A 24598-nucleotide genomic window follows, 5' to 3' on the forward strand; every position below is an offset into this window, starting at 1 on the left:
GAGTCCGGTGCGGACGTCGTCGAGGTTGATGTGGCCCCAGCCGCCGGTGGCCTGGTCGACGACCTTGATCCGCAGCTGCTGTCCGATGCGGTCGCGGGCGTCCCACGTCACGCGGCGGTACGCCTCGTCGTTGGTGCCGGTGGCCTTCTGCAGCACGGTCCCGTCGGCCGCGACCAGCGCCACGTACAGGTTGTTCAGGTCCTGTCCGCCGGAGACGAGCAGGCTCACCATGCCCGTACCGGAGAGGGTGAAGGCGTCGGAGGTCAGGGTGCCGACCGCTGTGTCCGTGCCGCCCTTGTAACCCCACAGGTGGTAGGTGCCCTGCTGGTTGAAGCAGCAGCCCCAGCCCCAGCCGGCCTCCGAGGTGACCGCGTTCTGGAACGCGGTGCCCGAGGCCGCCCAGCCGTTCAGGTTGCCCGTCTCGAACCCCGGATTGACCAGGGAAGCCGTACCGGCGGGCGGCTGGTCGAGTCCGGTGCGGACGTCGTCGAGGTTGATGTGGCCCCAGCCGCCGGTGGCCTGGTCGACGACCTTGATCCGCAGCTGCTGTCCGATGCGGTCGCGGGCGTCCCACGTCACGCGGCGGTACGCCTCGTCGTTGGTGCCGGTGGCCTTCTGCAGCACGGTCCCGTCGGCCGCGACCAGCGCCACGTACAGGTTGTTCAGGTCCTGTCCGCCGGAGACGAGCAGGCTCACCATGCCCGTACCGGAGAGGGTGAAGGCGTCGGAGGTCAGGGTGCCGACCGCTGTGTCCGTGCCGCCCTTGTAACCCCACAGGTGGTAGGTGCCCTGCTGGTTGAAGCAGCAGCCCCAGCCCCAGCCGGCCTCCGAGGTGACCGCGTTCTGGAACGCGGTGCCCGAGGCCGCCCAGCCGTTCAGGTTGCCCGTCTCGAACCCCGGATTGACCAGGTCGGTCGTGGCGGCAACCGCCTGATGAGCGGTCAGTGCCGAGCCCACGGGCAGACAGAACAGCAGCGTGAGCAGCAGGCGAAGGACGACGTGGCGTCCGGGTGCGGCCGAGTGTCTACGCATGAGGTTCCCCCAGCGTTTCCAGCGTGCTAAATCGAATCTCCATGGGCGCAGATGCTGGTGGCGCTGGCCCTGCTAATACAAGGGCCATGACGTTACTGTTTGCCGATTTGTTACCTTGAGGGGTGTGGATGTCGTCTTGTTAATTCGGTTTAGCATGTTGCCGATGGCCATCAAGTCAAAGTAGGTCGGGAGGTGCGGAAGGTCCGGGGTCGACGGGTTTCTGGGCTGCCCCTTCGCCGTGGCGGTACAACGATCGGGCGCCTCAGGTGTGGTGACCGTCGCAACCAGGTTCGGACCGCCGACAGCGTCGGCGCCTGCGCCAACGGCCCGGAAGCAGCCAACTCGCCGCCGGGCGCGAAAGCCTGAGCCGGGCCCCTTCGCGCTGCTGGCAGAGGGTCGCGGCGAAGCCCGAACGGGCGGCCTTGTCGCCGAGGTGGTGCGAAGAGGCATTGCGCGGCAACGGTGGCACCCTTTACCGCAAACCATGCTTCGGTAAAGCACTTTTGACGATCAGTCACTCGAAGTGGTGAGGGCTGTCGGTGGCGGCTGCTTCGATGCGAATTGTCCGAGAGGTTCTGTCCGAGGAGGGTTTTCATGGAGGCGTTGTACGAGCGGCTGGCCGAGGCAGCGAGTGGGCTGTCGACGGACGGCGGGATCCGGATCACGGCCCGCTATGAACCGGTGGCCGGGGTAGGGGCGCCGGTGGCGCCGCCGACGGTGAAGGTCAAGCAGAAGGATCCGGCGACGGGCAGGGAGAAGGACACCGACGGGCCGGGCCACCTGTTCGAGGACCGGTGGATCGGTGGTGAGTCCGCGCGGGTGGTTCTGCTGGATCAGCGGCAGTCGCAGGCGAACCGCTGCGAGACGGCGTTGCTGGAGGCGGTCGACCAGGGTGAGGTGCTGGTGCCGCATCTGGCGCTGCACCTGACCGCGGAGGGCCGGGCGCTGCGGATGACGAACCTCGACGCCCCGCACCGCTCCCGGGACGCCTACTTCAGGGATGCGACGGACGAGTCCGGTACGAAGTTCGACGACACGGCTCTGGGGCGGGCGCTGCGCGATGCGGGAACGGGGGACGTACGGGCGTTTTTGGCGTCGGCGCCGACGGACCTGGTGTACGGGCTGTGGGACTCGCACCGCAAGCGCCGGGTGCAGCTGAAGGTGCCCCGCGCCTACACCTCGGAGATGGTGGGCCTGCACCCGCTGTCCGGTAAGCGGGCGGCGGGGCGTCTGGATGTGTGGAACTTCCCCGGCGACACGGTAGAGCTGACCGCTGATGGGTGGCGGCCGGTGGAGGGCACGGGCAAGAAGGGCAAGGGCAAGACGCTCAAGGCGTCGGCGGTCGGGCACGGCATGATCCCGCCGGTCGAAGGGCTGGGCGGGGTAACGGTGCGGGCGATCGAACGCAACGCGAGCCTGGCCCCGGCGGGCCTGCGGGCGCTGCGTTTCGGCGACGCGCCGAGGGAGTACGTGCGGGCCGCGCGGGCGCTGTTGGCGGCGCTGGCGCTGTTGGGGGACCGGCTGGCGTTCGCTGCGCCGGCGGTGCGGCTGCGGTCGGGCTGTGACCTGTTGCTGGTGTCGGAGCGCATCGAGTGGGTCGGGCGCGGGCGTGAGGGTGTGGCGGTGACGGAGCCGCTGGAGCTGGAGACAGCGGCGCAGGCGTTGGAGCTGTTCGCGTTCGCGCGGGCCCGGGCCGAGGAGGCGGGCCTGGTGTGGGCGAAGGAGCCGGTGCGGCTGTGGCCGAACGTCCAGGTGCAGCAGGCGATCGAGCGCTCGTTCCGCCTGGAGGGCATCGGCGAGGCGGAAGGCGAGTAGAGCGTCATGCCTTTCCACATCTCGGTGGAGCTGCTGGAGCCGCTCTACCAGGCGACGGGCATGGACGGTGAGCGGGCCGAGTGGCCGCCGCACCCGGCCCGGCTGTTCTGCGCGCTGGTCGCGCACGCCGACCTCGAGGAGGCCGGGCACCGGATGGCGCTGTCCTGGCTGGAGGCCCAGGAGCCGCCGGTGGTCACGGTGCCGGCCAGGCCGCTGGAGGCGGAGCACCCGCGGGCGGCGTGGGTGGTGACCAACATCGTGGACCCGAAGAAGGTGACCCACGGCCTGCTGCCGGGACGCACAGCCGGTGGGGTGCCGCGCACGTGGGCGCAGAAGACGCTGTCCGGGACACGGATGGTGTTCAGCTGGGCCGCGGACCCGGGGGAGGAGCTCGCCCCGGTGCTGAAGGAACTGGCCCACCGGGTACCGTACTTCGGGCGCTCCACCGGTGCCGGTCTGCTGGACGCCTGGTGCGGCCCTGGCCCGGCCGAAGAGCAGGACGGGGGGCGCCGGCGTTGGGTGCCGGCCGCCGACGGCGAGTACCCGGTCGGTGCGCTACCCATCCGGGTCCCCTACCGGGGCTATCTGGCGTGGCTGGAGGAGGCGTTTGCCGAGCAGCAGCCGACCTGGAGCCAGTCGGTCGTCCGGCACTACCTCGACCCCGACCACACCCTCAGGGACGAGGAGACGGTGGTGGACGGGCCGTTCGGTGACCTGCTGACGTTCTCGTTCGTACCGGGTGTGGCGCTGGATCCGCGGTGGACGCTGGAGCTGACTGGCCAGCTGCGGAGCATGGTGATGGGCACGTTGGAGGCGATGGGCCACGACGTCGAGGCGATGACCACGGTCCACGGCCACAAGAACAGCCCGGACGGCCCGCGCCCGGTCGCCTACCTCGCGCTCCCGTTCACCGGCCACCACCACGCCGATGGGATGCTGCGCGGCCTGGGCATCGCCCTACCCCGCGAGATGCCCAGGCAGGACCGCAAGGCACTGCTCGCCGCCCTCCTTCGCCACGACGGGGGCCTGCGCTGGATCCGGTTCGCGGACGGGGAACCCCTGGACCTGGTACGGGTCAGTCCTGCCGGCCAGGACTCGTGGCCGCAGACCGTCCAGCCCTGGACGTGGCAGAGGCCCTCGACCGTGTGGACCACGGTGCTGCCGATGGTCCTCGACCGCTTCCCCAAGAAGTACGAGGAAGCCGCTTGGGCGGACTCGGTCACGGCTAGCTGTACCGCAGCGGGGCTGCCCGAACCCACGCAGGTGCAGGTGACCCCACGCGGCGCGCTCGTACCCGGGTCCCGGGCCGTGGACGGGTTCCCGGTGCGCCGCAAGGAGGGGGAGCGGCCGTTGCCGAGCTGTCATGTGCGGGTGAGGTTCCCGGCGCCGGTCACGGGGCCGGTGGTGCTGGGGAGCAAGAAGAACTTCGGACTGGGCCTGTGCCGTCCCGAGCCGCACCTCCAGGAGGACGAGCAGTGACGGGATCCGAGCGGCTGCCGGTGATCACGCCGGCCGACTTCCCGGCCTTCTTCCGGGAGGTCCACCACCACACCCACTGCCCCGACGGGACCACGACCGTGGTGTGCGAGGGCTGCGCAGGTTGGGCGCCGTTCCCCTGGCAGAGCGCCTACCTGGACGCGGTCGCCGCCGGCGCGGACTGGCCGGACCTGGACGTGCCCACCGCGCTGGGCAAGACCACGTTCATCGACATCTGGCTCTTCCTCCTCGCCCAGGAACACACCCGCAACCAGCGCCAGGGACTGGGACGCGGGCACCGCAGGGTGCCGCTGCGGCTGTTCTTCTGCGTCGACCGGCGCCTGGTGGTCGACCAGGCCCACCAGCAGGCCCTGGACCTGGCCGGCGCTCTCAAGGCTGCGCCGGCCGGCTCGGTGCGGGCGAAGGTCGCTGCCGCGCTGCGCGACCTCGGCGGCGGAGAGCCGTTGGAGGTGGTGCGGATGCGCGGCGGCACCCGCTGGGAGGCGAACTGGGTCCGCAGCCCGGCCCAGCCGCTGGTGGTGACCTCCACCGTCGACCAGTACGGCAGCCGCCTGCTGTTCCGCGGCTACCACACCTCACCCCGGCGCGCCCCGATCGACGCCGCCCTGACCGGGCATGACGCCCTCCTCGTCCTGGACGAGGCCCACCTGTCGAAGGCACTGCTTGCCACCGCCGCCGACGCCGCGGCCTACCAGCAGACCGCGGTGCGCGGGGAACTGGCGGGGCGGGCACCGCGGGTGGTGAGCCTGTCGGCGACCAGCGCCCCCACCGGCCGCCCCCGCCTGGGCGTCGGTGATGCCGACCGCGACCATCCGGTCGCCGGACGGCGCATCGCCGCCCGACGCCACGTGACGCTGCTGGACGCCGCCGGCTGGTCGGCCAAGCCCGCCGAGGCGTTCGCCCACGCCGCCGAGGTTGGCCTGGACGCCGTCCTGCCGCTGCTGCACCTGCCGGTGGTCGCGGTGATCGCCAACACGATCGCCCACGCCCGCGCCGCCCACCAGCAACTGGCCCAACGCGCGGACGTGGACGTGGTGCTGCTGACCGGCCGCTGCCGCGGCGGCGAGCGTGACCTGCTGATCGCCGGACCGCTGGTCGAACTCCTCGACGGCGTCGACCCGGACCGCAAACGCCCCTTGGTCGTGGTCAGCACCCAGACCCTGGAAGTGGGCATCGACTGTACCTTCGGGGCGATGGTCAGCGAGTGCGGCGACTGGGCCGCCGTCCTCCAGCGCCTCGGCCGCCTCGACCGCCGCGGCGACCTCGACGCCGCCCCCGCCATCCTCGTGCGCACCCACCACCCCGAGGACCCCGACCGCATCCCCGTCTACGGCACCGCCGCCGCCCGCACCTGGCAATGGCTCACCCAACACACCCCCGCCCACGACACCCAGGACCCCACCGAGCTGACCCCGCTCCTGCCCGACGGCCTCCTCCTCAACCCCGCCACCCTGCCCACCCTCCTGGCCGGCACCGACACCACACCCCTCACCCGCGCCGGCGCACACATCCCCCCACTCCACCAGGTGCGCCTGGACGCCTTCGCCCGCACCAGCCCCATCCCCGTCCCCGACGAACCCCCCGGCCCCTTCCTCCACGGCCTCGACACCGGCGAACCCGACATCCAGCTCCTGTGGCGCGCCGACCTCCCCACCCACACCACCGACCCCGACACCCTCGCCGAACACATCCGCGCCACCCCCATCCACACCACCGAAACCCTCACCCTGCCCCTGCCCACCGTGCGCCGCTTCCTCACCGAACCCCGCCGCACACCCGACACCAGCGACCTCGAAGGCACCACCCCCGACACCACCCTCGAACCCCGCACCACCCCCACCCGCCTGCGCACCACCGTCCTCCAACGCGAACCCGACGGCACCTGGACCACCCCCCAAACCACCGACGACCTGAAACCCGGAGCCACCCTCGTCCTGCCCACCACCGCTGGCGGCCACGACGCCTACGGCTGGACCGCCGACCCCCACACCCCCGTCCCCGACCTCGGCGACCACCCCACCGACCACACCCCCACCCCGCTACGCCTGGACCCGATCGTCCTGGCCGCCACCACCGGCACCAGCCCCGAGACGTTCACCCCGACCGTCAAACAGGCCATCACCGACCTGACCGCCGACCCCGACCACCCCGGCACCCCGAGCACCACCGACACGGTCCGCACCACGATCACCACCCTGCTCGCCGCCCTGCCCACCGACACCCCCTTCGACGCACCCACCCGCCACACCCCTGCCCTACGCCGCCGCCTGGAGAACCTGCTGGAAGTCACCGCCTGGCGCACCAGCACCCCCACCCGGCAGGACACCCGCTCCGGACTCGTCCTGACCGACCGCACCGCCGCCGCCCGCATCCTCCTCATCCCACCCCGCCTTGCCGACACCGGCCGCTACCAGCTCACCGCCGACGAGGACCCCGACACCAGCAGCCTCACCCGCACCGTCACCCTCACCCACCACCACCAGGCCGTCGCGGAGCGCGCCCGCACCTACGCCCACACCATCGGCCTGCCCGACGACCTCACCCGCGCCATCGAACTCGCCGCCGCCGCCCACGACAGCGGCAAACAACACCCCCGGATGCAGTGCATGCTCTGCGCCGGCGACGCCCTGCACGCCGACTCCCTACCCGAACCCCTCGCCAAATCCAGCATGGACCCCAACAACCGCACCGCCCGCCGACAAGCCGCCCACCTCGCCAACTGGTCCAAAGACCTGCGCCACGAAGCCCTCAGCGCCGCCGCCGTCCGAACCTGGCTCACCACCCACCCCACCACCGCCCACGGCCTCGACCATGACCTCATCACCCACCTCGTCGCCGCCCACCACGGCTACGCCCGCCCCCTGTTCCCCGCCTTCCCCGACCCCGAGCCCGTCCTCGTCGAGTGCACCATGCCCGACCACACCACCATCGAGATCTCCAGCGCCGTGATCGGCACCGACTGGGACGGCCCGGACCGCTTCCGTGCCCTCAACCAGCGCTACGGCTTCTGGGGCCTTGCCGTGCTCGAAGCCGTCGTCCGCCTCGCCGACATCGCCTGCTCCGAAGAAGGCAACTGACCGTGCACCAGCTCGAACTCCCCGCCCTGCGCTCCGACGACGCGCTCGGCTTCCTCGCCGCCCTCGGCGTCCTCGAACTCGCCACCGCCACCCTGCCCACCCCGCCCCGCCTCCACTGGAAGGGCCCGGCTGCCCCCGCCGTCCTCACCACCGACCAGCCCCTCACCATCGAGGACCTCGCCGACCTCCTCACCACCCACCTCCCGCCCAAGCCCACCACCACGGCCGCCGCACCCGAAGAACCCGACGAGGAGACGGACGACACCGAGAACCAGGACGGCGACGAGACCGACACCCCTGATGGGGAGGACGCGCGCTGGGACTGCTTCCCCCACGTTCCCGGGCTCCTGACCCGTACCCGCGAAGACCGCACCGCCCCCAACGAAGCCCTGCGCATGCCCATCGACACCGCCCACCGGCTACTGCGCGAACACGCCGCCACCGAACGCGAGGGCGGCGGTCACCAGGCACGCTGGTTCGCCGCCCTGACCAACAGCATGCGCTTCGACGACGTCGCACCCAAAACCGTCAAAGGCGCCCCCCAACCCGCGGCCGGAGCCGCCACGGTGCCGCGCACCTCCGTCACCCCGCTGATCGCCGCCGCCGGCCAGATGACCACCGCCGTCCTGATGCAGAAAGCCGTCCAGGGCTGCCACCAGGACCCCCGGCAGATCCGGGCCGCCCTCACCGGCTGGCGACGCGTGCCCAACTACGCCTCCGCCAACCTCGACCACCGCTCCCTCGGGGACGCGTACACCAACTCCGAAGGCAAGGCCTACCAGCGCGGCGCCCCCGGCCCCACCTGGCTCGCCCTCCACGCCCTCGGCACCTTCCGCCTCACCGCCACCGGCCGCACCCAGGCTTCCACCAGCTGGGACACCACCGACACCCGCGGCGCCCTGCGCTGGCCCGCCTGGACACCACCCCTCACCACCACCGCCGTCACCGTCCTGCTCGAACACCCCGCCGTCCGCGCCACCGAACCCCGCACCACCCGTAATGCCAGAATGCTCACCAACCTCGGCGTCACCGCCCTCTACACCGCACCCCGAACCGGCCTCAAACAATCCAACGGACCCCTCGCCGCAAGCCACCGCCTCTACCCCTGAACCCCACCAGCCACCCACCACACGATCCTTGACAACTCCACACCGCCAACATGCCGTACCGAAGCCCCGCCGGCCTCGGCCTCGGAACCCCAAGCACACACGAAAACACCCCACCGCACCCAAGCAAAAAGACCGGAATGCCCGAAAAGTGAGCGACATGCCACGGCGGCTGACCCTCCTATCCGGAAAACCAGCAGCTCACGCGCCGTCCCTCCGCACCCTTCCGCTGCGGCATCATCGCAGGGGCGACACCATCTCCTGGATGCTCCGCAACGCCCTGTCCCTCCGCACCCTGCCGGTGCGGCACCATCGCAGGTCGTGATCGGCGAACGCCTGGACCTCCTCCAAGGGGCCGCTCCGCACCCTGCCGGTACGGCACCATCGCAGCAAGACCATGTCCCTGCAGGACGAAGGTGCGCAGACGTCCCTCCGTACCCTGCCGGTACGGCACCATCGAAGGACTGCCGAGCAACTTCGTTTCGTCCTCTGGTTCTACGTCGCTCCGCACCTTGCCGGTGCGGCACCATCGAAGCCCGAAGGGCGAGACATCGCGGGCCGTGGCCAATATGTCCCTCCGTGCATTCCTGGTGCGGCACCATCGTAGGAAGGGCGACCTCGGCGGCCTGGTCACAGCGGCGTAGGCCTTCCGCGCCGGCACCATCGAAGCCGCAGCGGAACCAGGACCTCGGTGCCGTCGGCGAGTTTCCTCCGCTGTAGGTTGAGTTCTCAGGTGTTCTGGCCACCGAAGCCGCCGTTCCTCCGCGCCCTTCCACAGCGGCAAGACCAGTGCCATGCCCGTGCCAGCCGCCGCGTCCCTCCACCCCCTTCCGGTGCGGCACCATCGCAGCAAGCACCCTGCCCCCGTCGACCTGCACTCGACCGAGTCGCTCCGTACCCTGTCGGTGCGGCACCACCGCAGGACCGCTCTCCACCCCGACGCCGGCCGTCTGGACGCCGTCGCTCCGCACCCTTCCGGCGCGGCAGCATCGCAGCCGCCCAATCAGCCCGTAGTACGGGCCGACGGGGTTCGTCGCTCCGCACCCTGTCGGTGCGGCACCATCGCAGCCCGGTGGCGGCGGTCCAGGTGATGTCCGCGCAGTCGAGTCGCTCCGCCCCCCCTTCCGGTGCGGCACCATCGCAGCAACGGCGGCGAGCACTACGACTTCGTGACGGACGACGTCCCTCCATACCCTGCCGGTGCAGCACCATCGCAGTGTCCTGCCCGTTGGCTACCGGCCCGCCAGCATCTAGTCCCTCCGTACCCTGCCGGTGCGGCGCCATCGCAGTTTCGGTAACCGCATCACGGCGGGTACCGGTACTTGGCTGTCTCTCCGCACCCTTCCGGTGTGGCACCATCGCAGGTTGCCGCGCGCCGCTAGGTCGCTACGGTCGGTATTGTCCCTCCGCGCCCTGCTGATACACCGTATCCAGCTGGTCGCCCCTGTCGGGGATCTTCGTACCCTTCCGGTGCGGCACCGTCGTAGCCCCTGCGCGTCGTACGCTGAGAAGCTGAGTTGGTCGTCCCTCCGAACCCTGCCAGTGCGACACCGCGCTGTTCGCCATGGCGACCAGATGCTCGCCGCTCCTTCGCACCTTGTCGAGGCAGCACCATCGCAGCGCCGACGATCTCATCTCCCTCGATCCGGCAGGCGGGGTCCCTCCGCACGGCACCATCGCAGCCCTGTGTCCAGCAGCCACCACAGTGCGTCCCTCTCGTGTCCCTCCGCACCCCGCTGGTGCGGCACCATCGCAGCCGCTGGTCGTAGACACCATGTGGGTGGGGGAAGTCATCCGGTGCGGCACCATCGCAGCTTCCGGGCATTCTTCCAGTCCTCTGTCAAATTGACGTGTTCAGGTCATTCTCCATGGGTCCGTAAGGTCCGCTGACCGTCTTGCCGCCCTTGGGGCGCCAGCAGTCCGCAGTCGGCCCACATCCCCTGAACTGCCGGAGCGGGTGCCGAGCAACCGCAGCTGGGTGGGTCGGCCTCCACGTCGGGCCTGAGGCGGGCCCGTTACCGATGGTACGTCACCTCTGGGGCGCAGCCAGGAACGTCTTTGTCTTCTCGGGCTGGTCCGGCTGGTGCCAGGTGTGGCCGCTCGTCGGGTGCGGTCGCTGTCCTGCCGTTTATCGCCGTTGGACATTCGGATGCGCTGGGGACGGGAGCAGCAGTGACGGGTTGGCGAGGGTCCAGCACTACCGGTTGGCGTGCCATTGGGGTTGAGACTGTTTGCTGCCTTGCGGACTGTCGCGCATTCACGCCCCACGGCCTCGCTACTTCGATACGATGATCCGCGCAATATTTCACCTGATGCCCCCTTGTGTGCGGGAAAGTGAAGAATGTTCATCGAGAAGCTGGTACTGGAGAACTTCAAGTGCTTTGGGCCGGGGCGTACCACCATTCGCCTTGATTCGGGCATGACCGCGTTCATCGGCGCCAACGGGGCAGGAAAGACCGCAGCGTGCGAGGCGCTGCTGAGGTTGTTCGGGATCACCACGCAGGAGCGGACCGTACGGGTGGACGACTTCCATGTCCCGCTCCGGGAGCACGCGGCGGTGGAGAACACCACCGCCGAGCACGCGGTCGCGGAAGCTCCCGCCGCCGAGCAGTCCGCGGGGGAGGCCAGGACGGACAAGCGCGAGCTGACGATCGAGGCGGTGCTCGCGTTCCCTGAACTCGAGGAGGAGTCCGAGCCCGAGGCGGGTGGCGCCGATGGTATGGGCGAGGAGGACGAGGGCGAGTCCCCTGCGCAGGTCGCTGTGGCGCGGGCGGTCCCGGAGTTCTTCAGGCGCATGGTCGCCAGTCAGGACGGTGAGCTGAAGGTTCGGGTGGTCCTCAAAGCCGAGTGGGTCGACGACGGCACGGTGGACGGCACGATCACCGAGGAGCGCGTGGTCGTCAACACGCTGGCCGACGAGTACGGTGATGCTGACTACGCGCCCTTGACTCCCGCTGAGCGCAGCCGGATCCAGATGATCTACATTCCGGCATCCCGCGATGGGGTGCGCCAGGTGGCGAACTTCCTGCGCGGCCGGCTCTGGCGGGCGGCGCAGTGGTCGAACCGCCTGCATGACGCCGTCCGCGGCAATGCAGCCGATGTTGCCCGGACGTTCACCGACGAGCCGGTAGTCAAGGCAGTCGAGACGGCGCTGAGCGCCCGCTGGCAGGAGCTACACGGCGGCGGCACCCACGCTAATCCCCGGCTGCAGCTGCTGGACGACGACTTCGACCAGCTGGTCCGCAACTCCGAGCTGATCTTTGAGCCCGACCACGGAAGCCAGCCCCGGCCGGCTCGCCTGCTGAGCGACGGTCAGCGCTCCCTGCTGCACCTAGCGCTAGTCTCGGCGGCCCTCGACGTCGAGGCCGCTGTCGTCGAGGGTCGCCACAGCGGTGACTTCACCCTGGACACCGCCCGGCTGCCGGACCTGACCCTGATCGCGGTCGAGGAGCCAGAAAACAGCCTCTCGCCGTTCTACCTGTCCCGCATCGTCGGCCAGTTGCACGCGCTGAGTGCCGGGCTCGCGACCCAGGCGGTCCTGTCCAGCCACTCCGCGAGCGTCATGACCCGCATCCGCCCTGAGGACGTGCGCTACTTCCGCGTCGAGCCGCTGACCGCGTCCGCGTCGGTGCGCGAGATCAGCCTTCCTGTCAGCACCTCCGAGGAGGGCAAGTACCTGCGGGAGGCGGTTTACGCGCACCCGGAGTTGTACTTTGCGAAGTTCGTGGTGCTCGGCGAAGGTGACTCCGAAGAGGTCGTCATCCCTCGTATCGCGCGGGCCTTCGGCATCCATCTGGACCCTTCGTTCGTCGCAGTGGTGCCCTTCGGAGGCCGGCACACCAACCATATGTGGAAGCTACTCAACGACCTGAAGATCCCTCACGCGACACTGTTGGACCTCGACTACGGCAAGGACGGCGGCGGCCCGGGTCACCTGCGCGACGTCTGCAACCAGCTCATCGCCAACGGGCACGACCCGCTGCAAGGACTTGACTACGACACCGTCGAAGCCATCCACGACGACCTCGACGTCGCCGCCATCCGGTCGATCCTGAGTCATCTGCGGACATTCGGGATCTTCTACGCCACACCGCTGGACCTGGACTACGCCATGCTGCGGCAGTTCAAGAATGCTTACACCCACCTCGAACCTGGTGATCGCGGCCCTCGGTCCAGTGACCCCAGCAACACCGTCCTGGGCGAGAACGGGGGCACCAGGAAGGACTTTTGGAGCAACGCCGATCGGATCGAACTGTTGCGCTGGTATCGCTACCTGTTCCTGGGCCGCTCGAAGCCGAGCACCCACCTGCGTGCGCTCACGCGTCTGAGTGACGAGGACCTGAAGGCCAGCGCACCCGATTTCCTCAAAACCCTCGTGGAGCACATCCGATGCGAGGCCGGACTGTGAGCCCGGACATCGGCGCCCCGGACCCAGCGCCTTTGCCAGCCTCGCCAGCCACCGGCGCACCCCAGTACGAGGGATGGAAGCCATCTGGGATCGACGACCTGGAGCCGACCGCGTGGGAGGCACTGCAAGACCCGGGCAGCGTGGCGGTCGTGGCGGGACCGGGCGCCGGCAAGACCGAGTTCCTCGCTCAACGGGCCGCTTACTTCCTGCAGACCGGCATCTGCCCGTACCCGCAACGCATCCTGGCGATCTCGTTCAAGCGGGATGCTGCCGCCAACCTGGGCCGCAGGGTCGCAGCCCGGACGCCGGAGCACGCCGGCCGTTTCGTATCGATGACCTTCGACGCCTTCACCAAAGGGCTGGTCGACCGCTTCGCGACGGCTCTGCCCCAGCCCTGGCGCCTGGCCGGGGGATACGACATCCACTTCGCGGCCCAGCGCGAGGTGGACGACTTCCTCAACACCATCGCGCGCACCACCCCTGCCGCCCTGCGGAACGGCGGCGCGCGGATCCAGTCCGGTCGGTTCCTCGCCGACGTTGTCGGCGGATGGGACCTGCCCGCGAATCTGCCCTCGCCTGCCGACCTCGACTCCCGGTCCTACGCCGCCTACGAGTGGTGGCGCACACACCACCTGCTCCGGGAAACGGCACAGCTCGACTTCACCATGATCAACCGGCTGGCCGAACTCCTCGTCCGTACCGTGCCGAAGCTCAAGCGCGCCTTGCGCCAGACCTATCCCATCGTGTTCGTCGACGAGTTCCAGGACACGACCACCGCCCAGTTCTCCTTTCTTCGCTCAGTGTTCGGCGAGGACACCGCAGTAACCGCCGTCGGAGACGGCAAGCAGCGGATCATGGGATGGGCCGGCGCCCTGCCGGAGGCATTCGAGCGCTTCAAGGACGCCTTCAGTGCCACGGTCTACCCGTTGGAGTGGAACTTCCGCTCCAACGCCGCCCTCGTCGAACTCCAGCACATCATCGCAAGCCGACTGGACCCAACCGCAGTGAAAGCCACGTCCAAAGCCGCCTCCGAAACCAGCCAGGATCCAGTGCAGTTGTGGGCGTTCCCCACCCCGGCCAGCGAGACTGAGACCATCGCCGACTGGATCGCCAACGACATCGCCTCCTCCGACCGACGACCAGTCGACTTCGCCCTCATCGCCCGCCAGAAGATCGCCGACTTCGAGCCACGGTTCCGCTCCCACCTCGCCGCCCACGGCATCAAGGTCCGAAACGACGACGAACGCGTCGGCAAGATGACCCTGCAGGACCTGCTGAAGAACGAGACCGCCCGCCTGCTCCTCGGGCTGCTGCGCCTGGCCGACGAGCCCGCGGGCCTGGTCCCGGTGTGGCGAGAGGTCGCGGCAACCATGAGCCGGGTATACGGCGCGGGCGACGACGAGGAAGCCCAGCGCCGCATCGGCGACAAGCTGGCCACCATGACAACTACGCTGCGCACCTGGCTCAAGTCCCACCCGTCGGCAACCACCCCAGCAGCGGAGACCCTCCATCAACTGCTCGACCTCGCCGATCCCGCCGCCCTACACCGGTATGTGAAAGCGACGACGCCCGGCGACGATCTCGACACACTCACCGGCGCCTTCCAGGCGCGCCTGGCGGCCGTGTCCCAGACGGCCAGCAGTTGGAAGGGGGCGCTCGACGATTTCGAGTCTGCGGATGCGGTCGTCCTGCTCACCGCTCACCGAAGCAAGGGCCTCGAATACCACACCGTGTTCTTCCTGGGCATTCGCGAGGATCAATGGTGGGCATTCGGGAACGACCCGGCTGAAGGAACATCCACGTTCTTCGTCGGCCTGTCCAGGGCTGGCCAACGACTGATCTTTACCACCGATCAGAGGCCCCGAACAGGCCTCCTCACCCCACTCTTCAGCTTGCTCAAGCAGGCAGGAGTGCCCGGGGTCCGTCACTGAGATCCACCACGAGCCAGCAAGACCTTCCTACCTCGTGTTCCAGGCGCCGCTGGACGGTGCGGGAGGAGGTCACCCATCTCGTCACTGGCGTGGTATAGATGATCGACCAAGGGCAATCGTCAGGTATGGATGCACTGGACAGCATCGACTAGCCCAGCCCGCCCCAGTCGCCGTTGATCCCCGGTCAGGAGCCCGGGAAACATACGACATTGTCAGGGTCGCCGGGCCGATCTCCGAACGGCACCCCCCGTGAGGACAGGAACGTCAACAGCGGCCGGATGTCCGTCGCGTAGTTCCGCTTCGCCTCCCGGTCCAGTCGCTGGAAGCCGCTCGACAGGACGAACTCCAGGAGTCCGGGGTCCACCGTTCCGTCCGGCGGGACGAACACCGGATCACCGGGCCGGAGTCCGATCCGGGCCACCGCCGCCGGCAGATCCTGGACCCCCAGGACGCCCTCCGGCGGGAGAGCGCCCAAACGGTCCGGATCGGGTACCCACATCACGTGCCACTCGGCCAACCGAAGCCTCCCTGATGCGTGAACTCACGCAATCATCAGGGAAGTATTGTCCAGCACCTACGTCCGAAGTCGCTTCGCACCCTTCCGGTGCGGCACCATCGCAGTAACTCACCTGCGGACTACACCCGGAACCACGCCAAGTCGCTCCGCATCCTGTCGGTGCGGCACCATCGCAGCTCGTGCAGGAACAGCTCGAACTCAGTCTCCATGGTGTCCCTCTGCACCCTGCCGGTGCGGCACCATCGCAGCAACCTGGTCGCCCGCGACCGCGCCACGGCGGCGCTGTTCCTCCGCACTTGCGTGGTGCGGCAACGTGTCAGAGATGCGGCGGGCCGTTCCCCTGCACCTGTGTGGTGCAGCACCGTCGCGGCCACAGTGAAACCCGGTCCTGGGTACCGTCGTTGGCGAGTTTCCTCCGCACCCTCTCGATGCGGCACCATGGCCGCTTGTTGAACACCGGCTGCTCGATCACCGCGCCCTCGTCCCTCCGCGCCTTGCCGGTGCGGCAGCATCGAAGCCTCTACTACTGGCTGGAGGAATTCGACGCTGCGGCGTCGCTCCGGACCCTGCCGGTACGGCACCATCGCAGCCCCGACGACTTGTCCACCAGCTGGACGTTCGACGTGGTCGCTCCGGACCCTGCCGTGCGGCACCATTGCAGCTTCCTGACGACCGGTGCCCCGAGCGTGCCGCTGTCGTCCCTCCGCACTCTGCCGGTGCGGCACTATCGCCCACTGCTCATCTGTCAGGTCCGACTGATACCCGCCCCCAATGCTGATCACAGTGAGCCTCTTTCATCCTGAATTTTCGCAGGTCATGAGGGTGTGGACGGCGGCGATCAGGCGGCTGATGCGGTTGGTCGAGCACCGGGCCTTGCGGAAGATCTTCCATGTCTTGAGCTGGGCGAAGGCGTGTTCGCCCGGGGCGCGTAGGGCGGGCATGGTCGCGGTTGTACTGCTTGTAGTGGTCGGGGAGTTCGTGGTGTCGGTAGTGGGGGGTGCGGACGGTCGCGCCGGCACCTTGGCAGGCCCGGTCGGCGAGCACCAGGATCTCGCGGGTCAGGCAGGCCTGGACGATGCCGTGGGCCCGGGCGGCGGTCAGGTCGTGGGTGCGCCCTGGCAGGGCTCGGGAGAACCACAGCGGAGTTCCGTCCGGTGTGGCGATGACCTGCACGTTCATCCCGTGCTTGCGGTGTTTCTGCGAGTGGTACGGCTCGTCCGCGGCGATCCGGTCGGTCGGGATCGGCGTGCCGTCCACGATCACGAAGTCGCCCTCGCCCAGGACTGCCAGGGCCTCACGCAGACCCGGCGCCCATGCGGCCAGGACCTCGATGGTCTCGTCGACGTACCTCCAGGCCGTCGCCTCCGGCACACCGAAGGCCGCTCCGATCTGCGCGAGGGTCTCGTTCTTGCGCAGGTGGGCCAGGACCGGCAGGGCCTGCCTGAAGCAGCTCAACTTCCGCCATCGCGATCCCAGTTCACGCCTTCGGGTACAGATCAGCCACGAGACGTGCTCGACCAGCTCGTACGGGACGTCGAGCATGATGCCCCTATGGATTTCAAGTGGCGGCCGGCAGAGGTAGGCTGGCACGGATGATCTTGTAGATGGTGCGGGCGAGATAGCGTTTCAGGCAGCGGATGATCTGATGATCTCTCGCTTCGAGAGGCCTTCTGTGGTGCGACGACGCATGTACTCCTGGGTTGCGGGGTCCCAGCGCAGACGGGAGAGAACTGCCCGGAACAGGGCGGCGTTGGTCTGCCGATTGCCGCCGCGGCTGAGCCTGCGCCGATTGGTCTTGCCCGAGGACGCCTCGACCGGGCTGGTTCCGCACAGGGCAGCGAAGGACGCCTCGCCGCGCAGGCGGTCAGGATTGTCGCCTGCCGCCATGAGCAGGGCAGCGGCCGAGTCCGGCCCGATGCCCTGCACCTGCATCAGTTCGGGGGCTGTTGCCTGGATCATCGACGTCATCCGGTTGAGGACGTCCTTGATCTCCGCATCGAGGAACTGGATGCGCCGGGCGAGGCTGCCGAGCGTGTGGACGACAGCCTCCTCCGCCGGTGCCAGTCCACTCCAGCCCTCTGCAGCACACTGGACGATGAGCCGAGGCAGCGGCAGGGCCTCCAGTGGTTCCCGCACCCGGGGGCTCGCGCTGATCAGGACCGACCTGAGCTGGTTCACGGCCTGGACCCGAGCCTTGACCGCGGAGTCCTTGGCAACCTTCGGAACCTGGATCGCCTCGACGGGCCCGTCGCCGTTCTTACTGGGCGTTTCGTCCGCGGTTTCGGGGGTCAGGTTCCGCGCCAGGTGGGGGTGGTTTCACCGGTGAGTCGGCGGGTCATGAGGCCGATCATCGCGACGTAGACCATGGCTTCGGAGCGGGCCGGGAGGGCTTCGTAGTCGCGGGCGAGGCGGCGGTGTTGCATGAGCCAGCCGAAACTACGCTCGACGACCCAGCGGCGGGGCTGGACGACGAATCCCCTGGTCGTGGGGTCGCGGCGGACGATTTCGACATTGATGCCCAGGGCGGCGCCGTGTTCGACAACGGCGTTCTTGTAGCCCATGTCGGCCCAGGCCTTGCGAACAGTGGGATGGTCGGTGGCGACGGCGGTCAGCAGTTGCCGGCCCGCGGCGTTGTCCTGGACGCTCGCGGCGGTGACCAGGACCACGAGCAGAAGGCCGATCGTGTCGGTGACGATGTTGCGTTTCCTGCCGACGATCCTCTTCCCGACATCGGGGCCCTGGGTCGAGGTGGGGACGTTCGTGGAGGTCTTCACGCTCTGGGAGTCGACGATGCAGGCCGTGGGCTCGGGATTACGTCCCTCGTAGGTGCGGACCAGGCGCCGCAGCAGGCTGTTGAGCTGCTCGAACACGCCCTCCTTCTGCCAACGGGCGAAGTAGGCGTAGACGGTCTCCCAGGGCGGGTAGTCGTGCGGGAGGTAGCGCCAGGGGATGCCGGTGCGGTCGACGTACAGGATCGCATCGAGGAGGTCGCGCAGGTCGTGCTCGGGCGGGCGTCCGAAGGCGAGGGCGCGTGCGGTGCGTTCCTGCCGCCACGCGGTCAGGGTGGGCTCAACCAGCGCCCAGCGGGCATCGGACAGGTCACTCGGATACGGTCGACGATCCGTCATGATGACGGAATACTGCGGGACTGCCGTTCTGCCCAGGGGCCGCGGCGACGGCAGGACAAGTACACACAGGCCCGGCTTCCTGGGATGAGACAGGAGAAAGTTCGCAGTTCAGGCGGTGTTCCATGTACAGGCGACACTGCTGTCGACCCGATCTCACCAGTCCCCACAGACACGTCACCGAGCGAACCGCAAAACACTACAAACCAGGGCCTGCAAGGGCAAAACGCCCAGTTACTGGGCGTTTCGCCGCCTGAAGCTACGATTTACGCTGATTTTCAGGCTGCTTGGACGTCCCACGCATGATGCCTCCAGGGGCTGCCGTGACAGGAGTGCAACGCGCGTACGAAAGTCCGCCGGAACTGCACTATTCGTCCTGTCTCATCCCAGGAGGCCGGGCTGCAGCACGATTGTCCCTCGGATCCCGCGGTCTCTGGCCAAGGTGACGATTGCGCAGTATGCCGTCGTCATGACGGATCGTCGACCGTATCCAAGCGACCTGTCCAACGCCCGCTGGGCCTTGATCGAACCCACACTGACCGCCTGGCGCCAGGAACGCACCGCACGGGCCCTGGCCTTCGGCCGCCCGCCGGAGCACGACCTGCGCGACCTCCTCGATGCGATCCTCTACGTCGACCGCACCGGCATCCCCTGGCGCTACCTCCCGCACGACTACCCGCCCTGGGAGACCGTCTACGCCTACTTCGCCCGCTGGCAGAAGGAGGGGGTGTTCGATCAGCTCAACGGCCTGCTGCGGCGCCTGGTCCGCACTGCCGAGGGTCGAGATCCGGAGCCGTCGGCCTGCATCGTCGACTCCCAGAGCGTGAAGACCTCCACGAACGTCCCCACCTCGACCCAGGGCCCCGATGTCGGGAAGAGGATCGTCGGCAGGAAACGCAACATCGTCACCGACACGATGGGCCTGCTGCTGGTGGTGCTGGTCACCGCCGCGAGTGTCCAGGACGGCACTGCCGGCCGCCAGCTACTGACCCGGGTCGCCGCCGAGCATCCCACCGTGTGCAAGGCCTGGGCCGACATGGGCTACAAGAACGCCGTCGTCGAACACGGCGCCGCCCTGGGCATCGACGTCGAGATCGTCCGCCGCGACCCCGCCACCAGGGGATTCGTCATCCAGCCCCGCCGCTGGGTCGTCGAACGGACTTTCGGCTGGCTCATGAACCACCGCCGCCTCGCCCGCGACTACGAGGCCCTCCCGGCCCGCTCCGAAGCCATGGTCCATGTCGCAATGATCGGCCTCATGACCCGCCGACTCACCGGCGAAACCACCCCCACCTGGCGAGGAACCTGACCCCCGAAACCAGGGACGAAACGCCCAGTTAGGCACGACCGCTGCCTCACCGCTGAGCACGGAGCGGGCGGCGGCTTCCGCGTCCACCGCATCGCTCTTGCCCCGCCTGCGGCGCATCGCCCGGTTCGGGCGGTTGACCTCGATGACCTCGACACCGGCAGCCCGCAGGGCCCGGGTCAGGCCGGCTCCGTAGGAGCCGGTGCCCTCCACACCGGCCCGTTTCACCTGGCCGAGCGCGCGGGCCCAGTCCAGCAGCTCCCGGTAGCCGGCAGCGGTTGCCGCGAATGCCCCGGTTCCGAGCACCACGCCGAGCGTACTGAGAGCCACGGCCACGTGGCAGTCCTTGTGCGTGTCGACACCAATGACGACCTCGGCCTGCTCGGCCGCCTCTGTATGAGCGATCATGGACGCGTCTTCCCCAACCCCTGGTAGGAACAGAGTGCCACCGGATTGGAAGAGCGGTCAGACCTGTGACGATGCCGGAGCAAAGCCCCTATTCGGACACGGACCCCCGCCCCGGAGGCACACACACCGTCCCGGGCGCAGCCGGCAGATCACACTCAGGGCATCCACGAGCAAGCCAGGCAGGATATGGGCCAGACCGCCCCAGAACGGCGCTGCCATCCTCACAGGCAGGATACGAGACCAAGCGAGGCTCCTCGGTCGAGGCACGGTGCGTAGAGAACATCAGCGCAACGACCAGGAGCCTCGTCCCGTTACTCCACCCGCTGACCAGCCATTTCACCCTCCCAGGACAGGATGAAAGAGGCTCAGTGAACCCTTCTCATCCTGAGCTGCGAGGGTGACGACAGGATTGAGGAAGTGGTGCGTGACGCAACAGGGCTCCCGGCTGTTGCACTGGTGATCTCACTCGCCAACGCTTCAACCCGGGAGCCCTGTTGGTCCCCCATGCTGCCATGCTCGATGTCCCCCACGAGGTCGTGGAGCACGTCTCCTGGTTGATCTACGCCCGAAGGCGTGAACGGCACTCACGATGGCGACGCCTCTCCTGCTTCCGGCAGGCTCTGCTGGTCTTGGTCCACCTGCGCAGGAACGCCACGCTCGCCGAACTCGGTGCGGCATTCGGTGTCTCCACCGCGACGGCCGGCCGCTATGTCACCGAGACCGTTGACCTCCTCGCCGAGCACGCGCCCACCCTCCAGGAGGCATTGCGTGAGCCGCCCGCGGAGGGGTTCGTCATCCTCGACGGCACCCTGATCGCCACCGACCGTGTGAAGGCCGACGAGCCGTACTACTCGCAAAAGCACAAGCAACACGGGATGAACGTGCAGGTCATCGCCGCACCGGACGGTACTCCGCTGTGGTTCTCCCGCGCTCTGCCGGGCCGGACCGCGGACATCACCGCGGCCCGCGCCCACGGCATCGTCCAGGCCTGCCTGTCCCGGATGCTGCTGGTCCTGGCCGACAAGGGCTACCAGGGAGCCCACGGCACCGTCCGGACGCCGTACAAGGGTCGTGATCTTCCAGAGAGGTACAGGCAGTTCAACCGGGACCATGCCCGTTACCGCGCACCGGGCGAGCGGGCCTTCGCCCGGCTCAAGCAGTGGCAAATCTTCCGCAAGGCCCGCTGCAGCACCAACCGCATCAGCCGCACCGTCGCCGCGTTCACACCATCGAGATCGCCTGGCGCTCAGGATGAGAAGGGTTCAGTGAGCTCAACGAGCTTCTGGGCAAAGGGACATGGCAGACTCAAAAGATTTCTGACGCCGATTCATGTTTTCCTGTCCGGCTGGATTGCTTGGCTGGGAGATATCCCCTCGCGTAGGTTCTCTTTTGAGGGGGCGTCGGGGCTCCGCCGCGAGAGGAGGGGGAGCCTGGTTGAGTCGGCCTGCAGCTTGATGATCATGCCTGGAGTGAAGTCAAGGGATTCCTGTAAGGGTAACGCCCCTCTTTGGATGGACTGATGCCTGACCTCGATGAAATTGCGCTGACCATCGGAATCATGCCCGAGATGATGAAGGTCTGAGGCTCGTAGCAAAATGGACGTCAGCCCGATTCTGCCTTCGGCATGCCGAAAACCCTCTTACCTGAAAATCAGGAGGATTGACCGTGCCCGCCCACCGCACAGAGGCAGAACGCTGGACAGCCTTCTGGGATATAGTAGGCCAAGCGGCCTACCGAATATGGGTCGAGGATCAGAGGGCAATTCGGCCTGGCGACGAGAGCAAGTCGGTTTCTGCTTTTCATGCGCAACTCGGCCGCCAACCTGCGCGAAGGATGGGCGGCTGAATGTCGTGGTAGAGGAATTGGTCAAGGTCGGTAGGGATTAGTACTCCAGCTGTAGATCGTGATCTTCATGTCTCGGATGCGGCTTGTCGGCGATAATGGCTGGCTTGTGATCGTGCCTGGTGGCGACGTCGCCAGGTGGACCAGGCGAGCCGGTGGGCCGTGCCGTGATCGGAGTGGACAGCAACAGTGATGAGCAGGCGCTGGATCTCGTTGCAGGTCAGGGGGATCAGGTCGTCCGGTGCGGGTCGGTGTGCGTGTTCGTCGGCGCGGACGATGGCGAGGAAGGCGTGGGCCAGCATGGCGAGGGTGACCCAGCGGGCCCAGGAGGGGTAGCGGCGGACCTGGTGCTCATCGAGTCCGGCGAGCCCCTTCTCACTTTGGAACGTTTCCTCCACCCGCCATCTGGAACCCGCGACCTTGACCAGGGTGGCCAGGGGTGCCGGCGTGGTGGAGTGGCAGCGGTAGTAGGCGAGTTCCCCGTTGGTGCGGTTGCGGCGGATCAGAAGCTGGTGGTGGCCCGGTGTTGCTTCGGCAAGGTCGATGACGGCCCAGTCGTAGAACCGCTGTCCCTTCACGCCGGGCCCGGCCGAGAGCTTCTGCCAGGCCCGCTTGGGCACCTTTCGCGCCAGGGCATCGGCGCGGAACTTGCCTGCGCCGGTGGGCAGTTCGGCCGGGCAGGCCACCGCGAGAACGTAGCCGACGCCGCGTTCTTCCAGAGCGGTCCGCAGCTTCGGGTTGCCGCCGTAGACCTCGTCCCCGGTGACCCAGCCGACGTGGTGTCCGGCATCCAGGAACCGTTCGATCATCGTGCGGGCCAGTTCCGGCTTGGTCGCGAAGGCGGTGTCCTCACCGAGCCCTGCTGCCCGGCAGCGGTCCGGGTCGCAGGTCCAGGAGCGCGGGATGTACAGCTCCCGGTCGACCGCTGCGTGTCCCCGCTTCGCGGCGTAGACGAGGTAGACCACGACCTGGGAGTTCTCGATCCTTCCGGCCGTGCCCGTGTACTGGCGCTGGACACCGACGGTGTGGGTGCCCTTCTTCACGTCACCGGTTTCGTCGACGACCAGCACCGCGGCCTCGTCGCGGAGGTGTTCGACCACGTATTCGCGCACGTCATCACGGACAGCGTCGGCATCCCAGACGGCCCGGCACAGCAGGTGCTGCATGCCGTGCGGGCTGGCCTCCCCGGCCCACTCCGCGATCGACCAGCAGTTTTTGCGCGGCAGGTCCGACAGCAGCCCGAGCACCAGCCGCCCGGCCCGGCGCCGGGACTCAACCCGCTTGAACCGGCCCGCGATCCGCCCCATCAGGCCCTCGAACGCCTCCCGCCAACGCGCGGGATCTATGCTGTGACCTGTGGCCACCGTCTCTTCGTAAGTCCACACAACTCACGATGATCAACGGTGGCCGCACCCATCTCCGCACCGGCCCAACCAGCGGACCACGGTTGGAGGTCTTCGTTCAGATCCGGTGACGGATGCCAACGGAGCGCGAAGACGCGGACGGCAACGCTCTGCCACGATGGAGTGATGAGCCGACCCGACCTGCGGATCAACCTGGACGACGCCACCTGGCGCGGACTCCTCGCGCTCGCCGAGCTCTACCACACAACCCCGGAACGCATGGTGAAGAGCTGGGCAGAAAGCGAAGTGACCTGTCGGCTCGGCCAGATGCTTGCCGAGATGCCCGCGGAACTCGTCGTCCCCAAGGTGGGCAGGTTCGTCGAGGTGCCAGCTCCAGAGCAGTACCGTTGTTGGACGATCAGCGACTATCGGCCGACCGATGCTGACGAATCGCTGACCGTCAGTTTGATGGTGGCCTCGGGTGAGTTGCCGCCCGACTTCTACTTTGTTGCCCGAACCCTGCGACACTGGGCCGAGCTCGGCAGGCTGGCGCGCGACACCGCCGTGGACAAGCTTGCATTGCCCGCCGACACGGCCCTGGGCGGCCCGGAGGTGACCTTCGGCAGCGGCCGGTGCTGGACACTCCGCTTCGCCGACTGCGACGCCTCCGGCCTGACCGAACTCGGCGTGCTGGTGGAGTTCAACGGAACGAAGGTCACCGGCATCGACGATCTTACGGACGCCACGGAATGCTGACCGGCCCGTACGCCCGCCGGAACGAGAGGGGTGAGATCGGGCTGCGACTGCGCCAAACCCGCTCTCCTCTGGCTGGCGCGCTCGACCGTGTCCATCTCCGGCGGTTCTCGGCGAGGACCAGGCAGCAAGCCGCCCACACATGAAGATCACGATCTACAGCTGGAGTATTAGGTGGCTGACCTGTGGTGCAGGCAGCTGCTGCTGAGGCAGCGAAGAGGGCTGCGGCATCGGAGGTCATCCAGTAGCTGGCGCCTTCGCCAGCAGAGGCGGGGGTGAATTCGATGGGCGAGGGCGCCCCACCTTCCGGCAGTGACGATCGGGCCAGGCCAAGATTTCGGCGACGCCGGCACCGTACCCTCGACCTGCTCCAGGAGGAGCCCGACCGCCCATAGCGCGGCCCGCTTCGGCGACGTCACCCTGGAGACCATGTACAGG

General features: G+C 68.3%; 13 protein-coding genes and 4 pseudogenes. 10 read left to right on the forward strand and 7 right to left on the reverse strand.

From position 1 onward, the window contains the following. Positions 1–1032 (reverse strand): annotated as a pseudogene (locus SNE206_RS31590) (hypothetical protein); the annotation flags it as partial. A gap of 594 nt (positions 1033–1626) precedes the next feature. Between SNE206_RS31590 and cas7u the strand changes: the two are divergent. The 6 genes from cas7u (at position 1627) to SNE206_RS31620 (ending at position 14866) form a co-directional block, all read left to right on the forward strand. Continuing rightward, positions 1627–2847, forward strand: coding sequence for a type I-U CRISPR-associated RAMP protein Csb1/Cas7u (gene cas7u, locus SNE206_RS31595; RefSeq protein ID WP_407916970.1), 1221 nt, complete (start codon positions 1627–1629; stop codon positions 2845–2847). 6 nt (positions 2848–2853) lie between these two features. Then, on the forward strand, positions 2854–4326 hold the full coding sequence (gene csb2 / locus SNE206_RS31600; RefSeq protein ID WP_407916971.1) for a type I-U CRISPR-associated protein Csb2: 1473 nt from the start codon (positions 2854–2856) through the stop codon (positions 4324–4326). After that, a complete protein-coding gene (gene cas3u / locus SNE206_RS31605) occupies positions 4323–7421 on the forward strand; it encodes a type I-U CRISPR-associated helicase/endonuclease Cas3 (protein ID WP_407916972.1) in 3099 nt (1032 codons plus the stop codon). The genes csb2 and cas3u overlap by 4 nt, the downstream gene beginning before the upstream one ends. Positions 7422–7423: 2 nt before the next feature. Beyond that, entirely contained in the window at positions 7424–8530 is a 1107-nt protein-coding gene (locus tag SNE206_RS31610; protein ID WP_407916973.1) for a hypothetical protein, read from the forward strand. 2338 nt (positions 8531–10868) lie between these two features. Next, complete coding sequence (locus SNE206_RS31615) at positions 10869–12935, forward strand: ATP-dependent nuclease (RefSeq protein WP_407916974.1); 2067 nt, start codon at positions 10869–10871, stop codon at positions 12933–12935. Then, positions 12932–14866, forward strand: a complete 1935-nt coding sequence (locus tag SNE206_RS31620; RefSeq protein WP_407916975.1) for a UvrD-helicase domain-containing protein — start codon at positions 12932–12934, stop codon at positions 14864–14866. The genes SNE206_RS31615 and SNE206_RS31620 overlap by 4 nt, the downstream gene beginning before the upstream one ends. 184 nt (positions 14867–15050) lie before the next feature. On the opposite strand, the gene SNE206_RS31625 is transcribed toward SNE206_RS31620, so the two are convergent. After that, positions 15051–15383, reverse strand: a complete 333-nt coding sequence (locus SNE206_RS31625) for a hypothetical protein (RefSeq protein ID WP_407916976.1) — start codon at positions 15381–15383, stop codon at positions 15051–15053. A gap of 446 nt (positions 15384–15829) precedes the next feature. Between SNE206_RS31625 and SNE206_RS31630 the strand changes: the two genes are divergently transcribed. Then, positions 15830–16186 (forward strand): hypothetical protein, encoded by a 357-nt coding sequence (locus tag SNE206_RS31630; protein ID WP_407916977.1) that lies wholly within the window; start codon positions 15830–15832, stop codon positions 16184–16186. On the opposite strand, the pseudogene SNE206_RS31635 reads toward SNE206_RS31630, so the two are convergent. The 3 genes and pseudogenes from SNE206_RS31635 to SNE206_RS31645 all read right to left on the reverse strand — a co-directional run bounded on the left by SNE206_RS31635 (position 16178) and on the right by SNE206_RS31645 (position 18511). Further along, positions 16178–16925 (reverse strand): annotated as a pseudogene (locus SNE206_RS31635) (transposase family protein). The gene SNE206_RS31630 and the pseudogene SNE206_RS31635 overlap by 9 nt on opposite strands. 84 nt (positions 16926–17009) lie before the next feature. Continuing rightward, positions 17010–17561, reverse strand: a complete 552-nt coding sequence (locus SNE206_RS31640; protein WP_407916978.1) for a transposase — start codon at positions 17559–17561, stop codon at positions 17010–17012. Between the two features lie 110 nt (positions 17562–17671). Further along, positions 17672–18511 carry an IS5 family transposase gene (locus tag SNE206_RS31645; RefSeq protein WP_407916979.1) on the reverse strand — a complete coding sequence of 280 codons (840 nt, stop codon included), beginning with the start codon at positions 18509–18511 and terminating at the stop codon, positions 17672–17674. A 466-nt stretch (positions 18512–18977) separates the two neighbouring features. Between SNE206_RS31645 and SNE206_RS31650 the strand changes: the two genes are divergently transcribed. Further along, complete coding sequence (locus SNE206_RS31650; protein WP_407916980.1) at positions 18978–19817, forward strand: IS5 family transposase; 840 nt, start codon at positions 18978–18980, stop codon at positions 19815–19817. A 114-nt stretch (positions 19818–19931) separates the two neighbouring features. Here SNE206_RS31650 and SNE206_RS31655 read toward each other — a convergent pair. Then, positions 19932–20150 (reverse strand): annotated as a pseudogene (locus SNE206_RS31655) (transposase); the annotation flags it as partial. A gap of 584 nt (positions 20151–20734) precedes the next feature. Between SNE206_RS31655 and SNE206_RS31660 the strand changes: the two are divergent. Beyond that, positions 20735–21442 (forward strand): annotated as a pseudogene (locus tag SNE206_RS31660) (transposase family protein); the annotation flags it as partial. 690 nt (positions 21443–22132) lie between these two features. Here SNE206_RS31660 and SNE206_RS31665 read toward each other — a convergent pair. Then, positions 22133–23371 (reverse strand): IS701 family transposase, encoded by a 1239-nt coding sequence (locus tag SNE206_RS31665; protein WP_407917019.1) that lies wholly within the window; start codon positions 23369–23371, stop codon positions 22133–22135. A 222-nt stretch (positions 23372–23593) separates the two neighbouring features. Between SNE206_RS31665 and SNE206_RS31670 the strand changes: the two genes are divergently transcribed. Further along, the gene (locus SNE206_RS31670; protein WP_407916981.1) at positions 23594–24163 is read left to right on the forward strand and encodes a hypothetical protein; all 570 of its coding nucleotides are present in this window, start codon (positions 23594–23596) and stop codon (positions 24161–24163) included. Positions 24164–24598 lie beyond the last annotated feature (435 nt).

The sequence above is a fragment of the Kitasatospora sp. NE20-6 genome (assembly GCF_045862635.1).

Bases quoted from the DNA above. Each gene is read 5' to 3' on its own strand.
- SNE206_RS31650 (WP_407916980.1), top strand. From the start codon at position 18,978: ATGACGGATCGTCGACCGTATCCAAGCGACCTGTCCAACGCCCGCTGG.
- cas7u (WP_407916970.1), top strand. From the start codon at position 1,627: ATGGAGGCGTTGTACGAGCGGCTGGCCGAGGCAGCGAGTGGGCTGTCG.
- SNE206_RS31665 (WP_407917019.1), bottom strand. From the start codon at position 23,371: ATGGGGCGGATCGCGGGCCGGTTCAAGCGGGTTGAGTCCCGGCGCCGG.
- SNE206_RS31670 (WP_407916981.1), top strand. From the start codon at position 23,594: ATGAGCCGACCCGACCTGCGGATCAACCTGGACGACGCCACCTGGCGC.
- csb2 (WP_407916971.1), top strand. From the start codon at position 2,854: ATGCCTTTCCACATCTCGGTGGAGCTGCTGGAGCCGCTCTACCAGGCG.
- SNE206_RS31645 (WP_407916979.1), bottom strand. From the start codon at position 18,511: ATGACGGATCGTCGACCGTATCCGAGTGACCTGTCCGATGCCCGCTGG.
- SNE206_RS31615 (WP_407916974.1), top strand. From the start codon at position 10,869: ATGTTCATCGAGAAGCTGGTACTGGAGAACTTCAAGTGCTTTGGGCCG.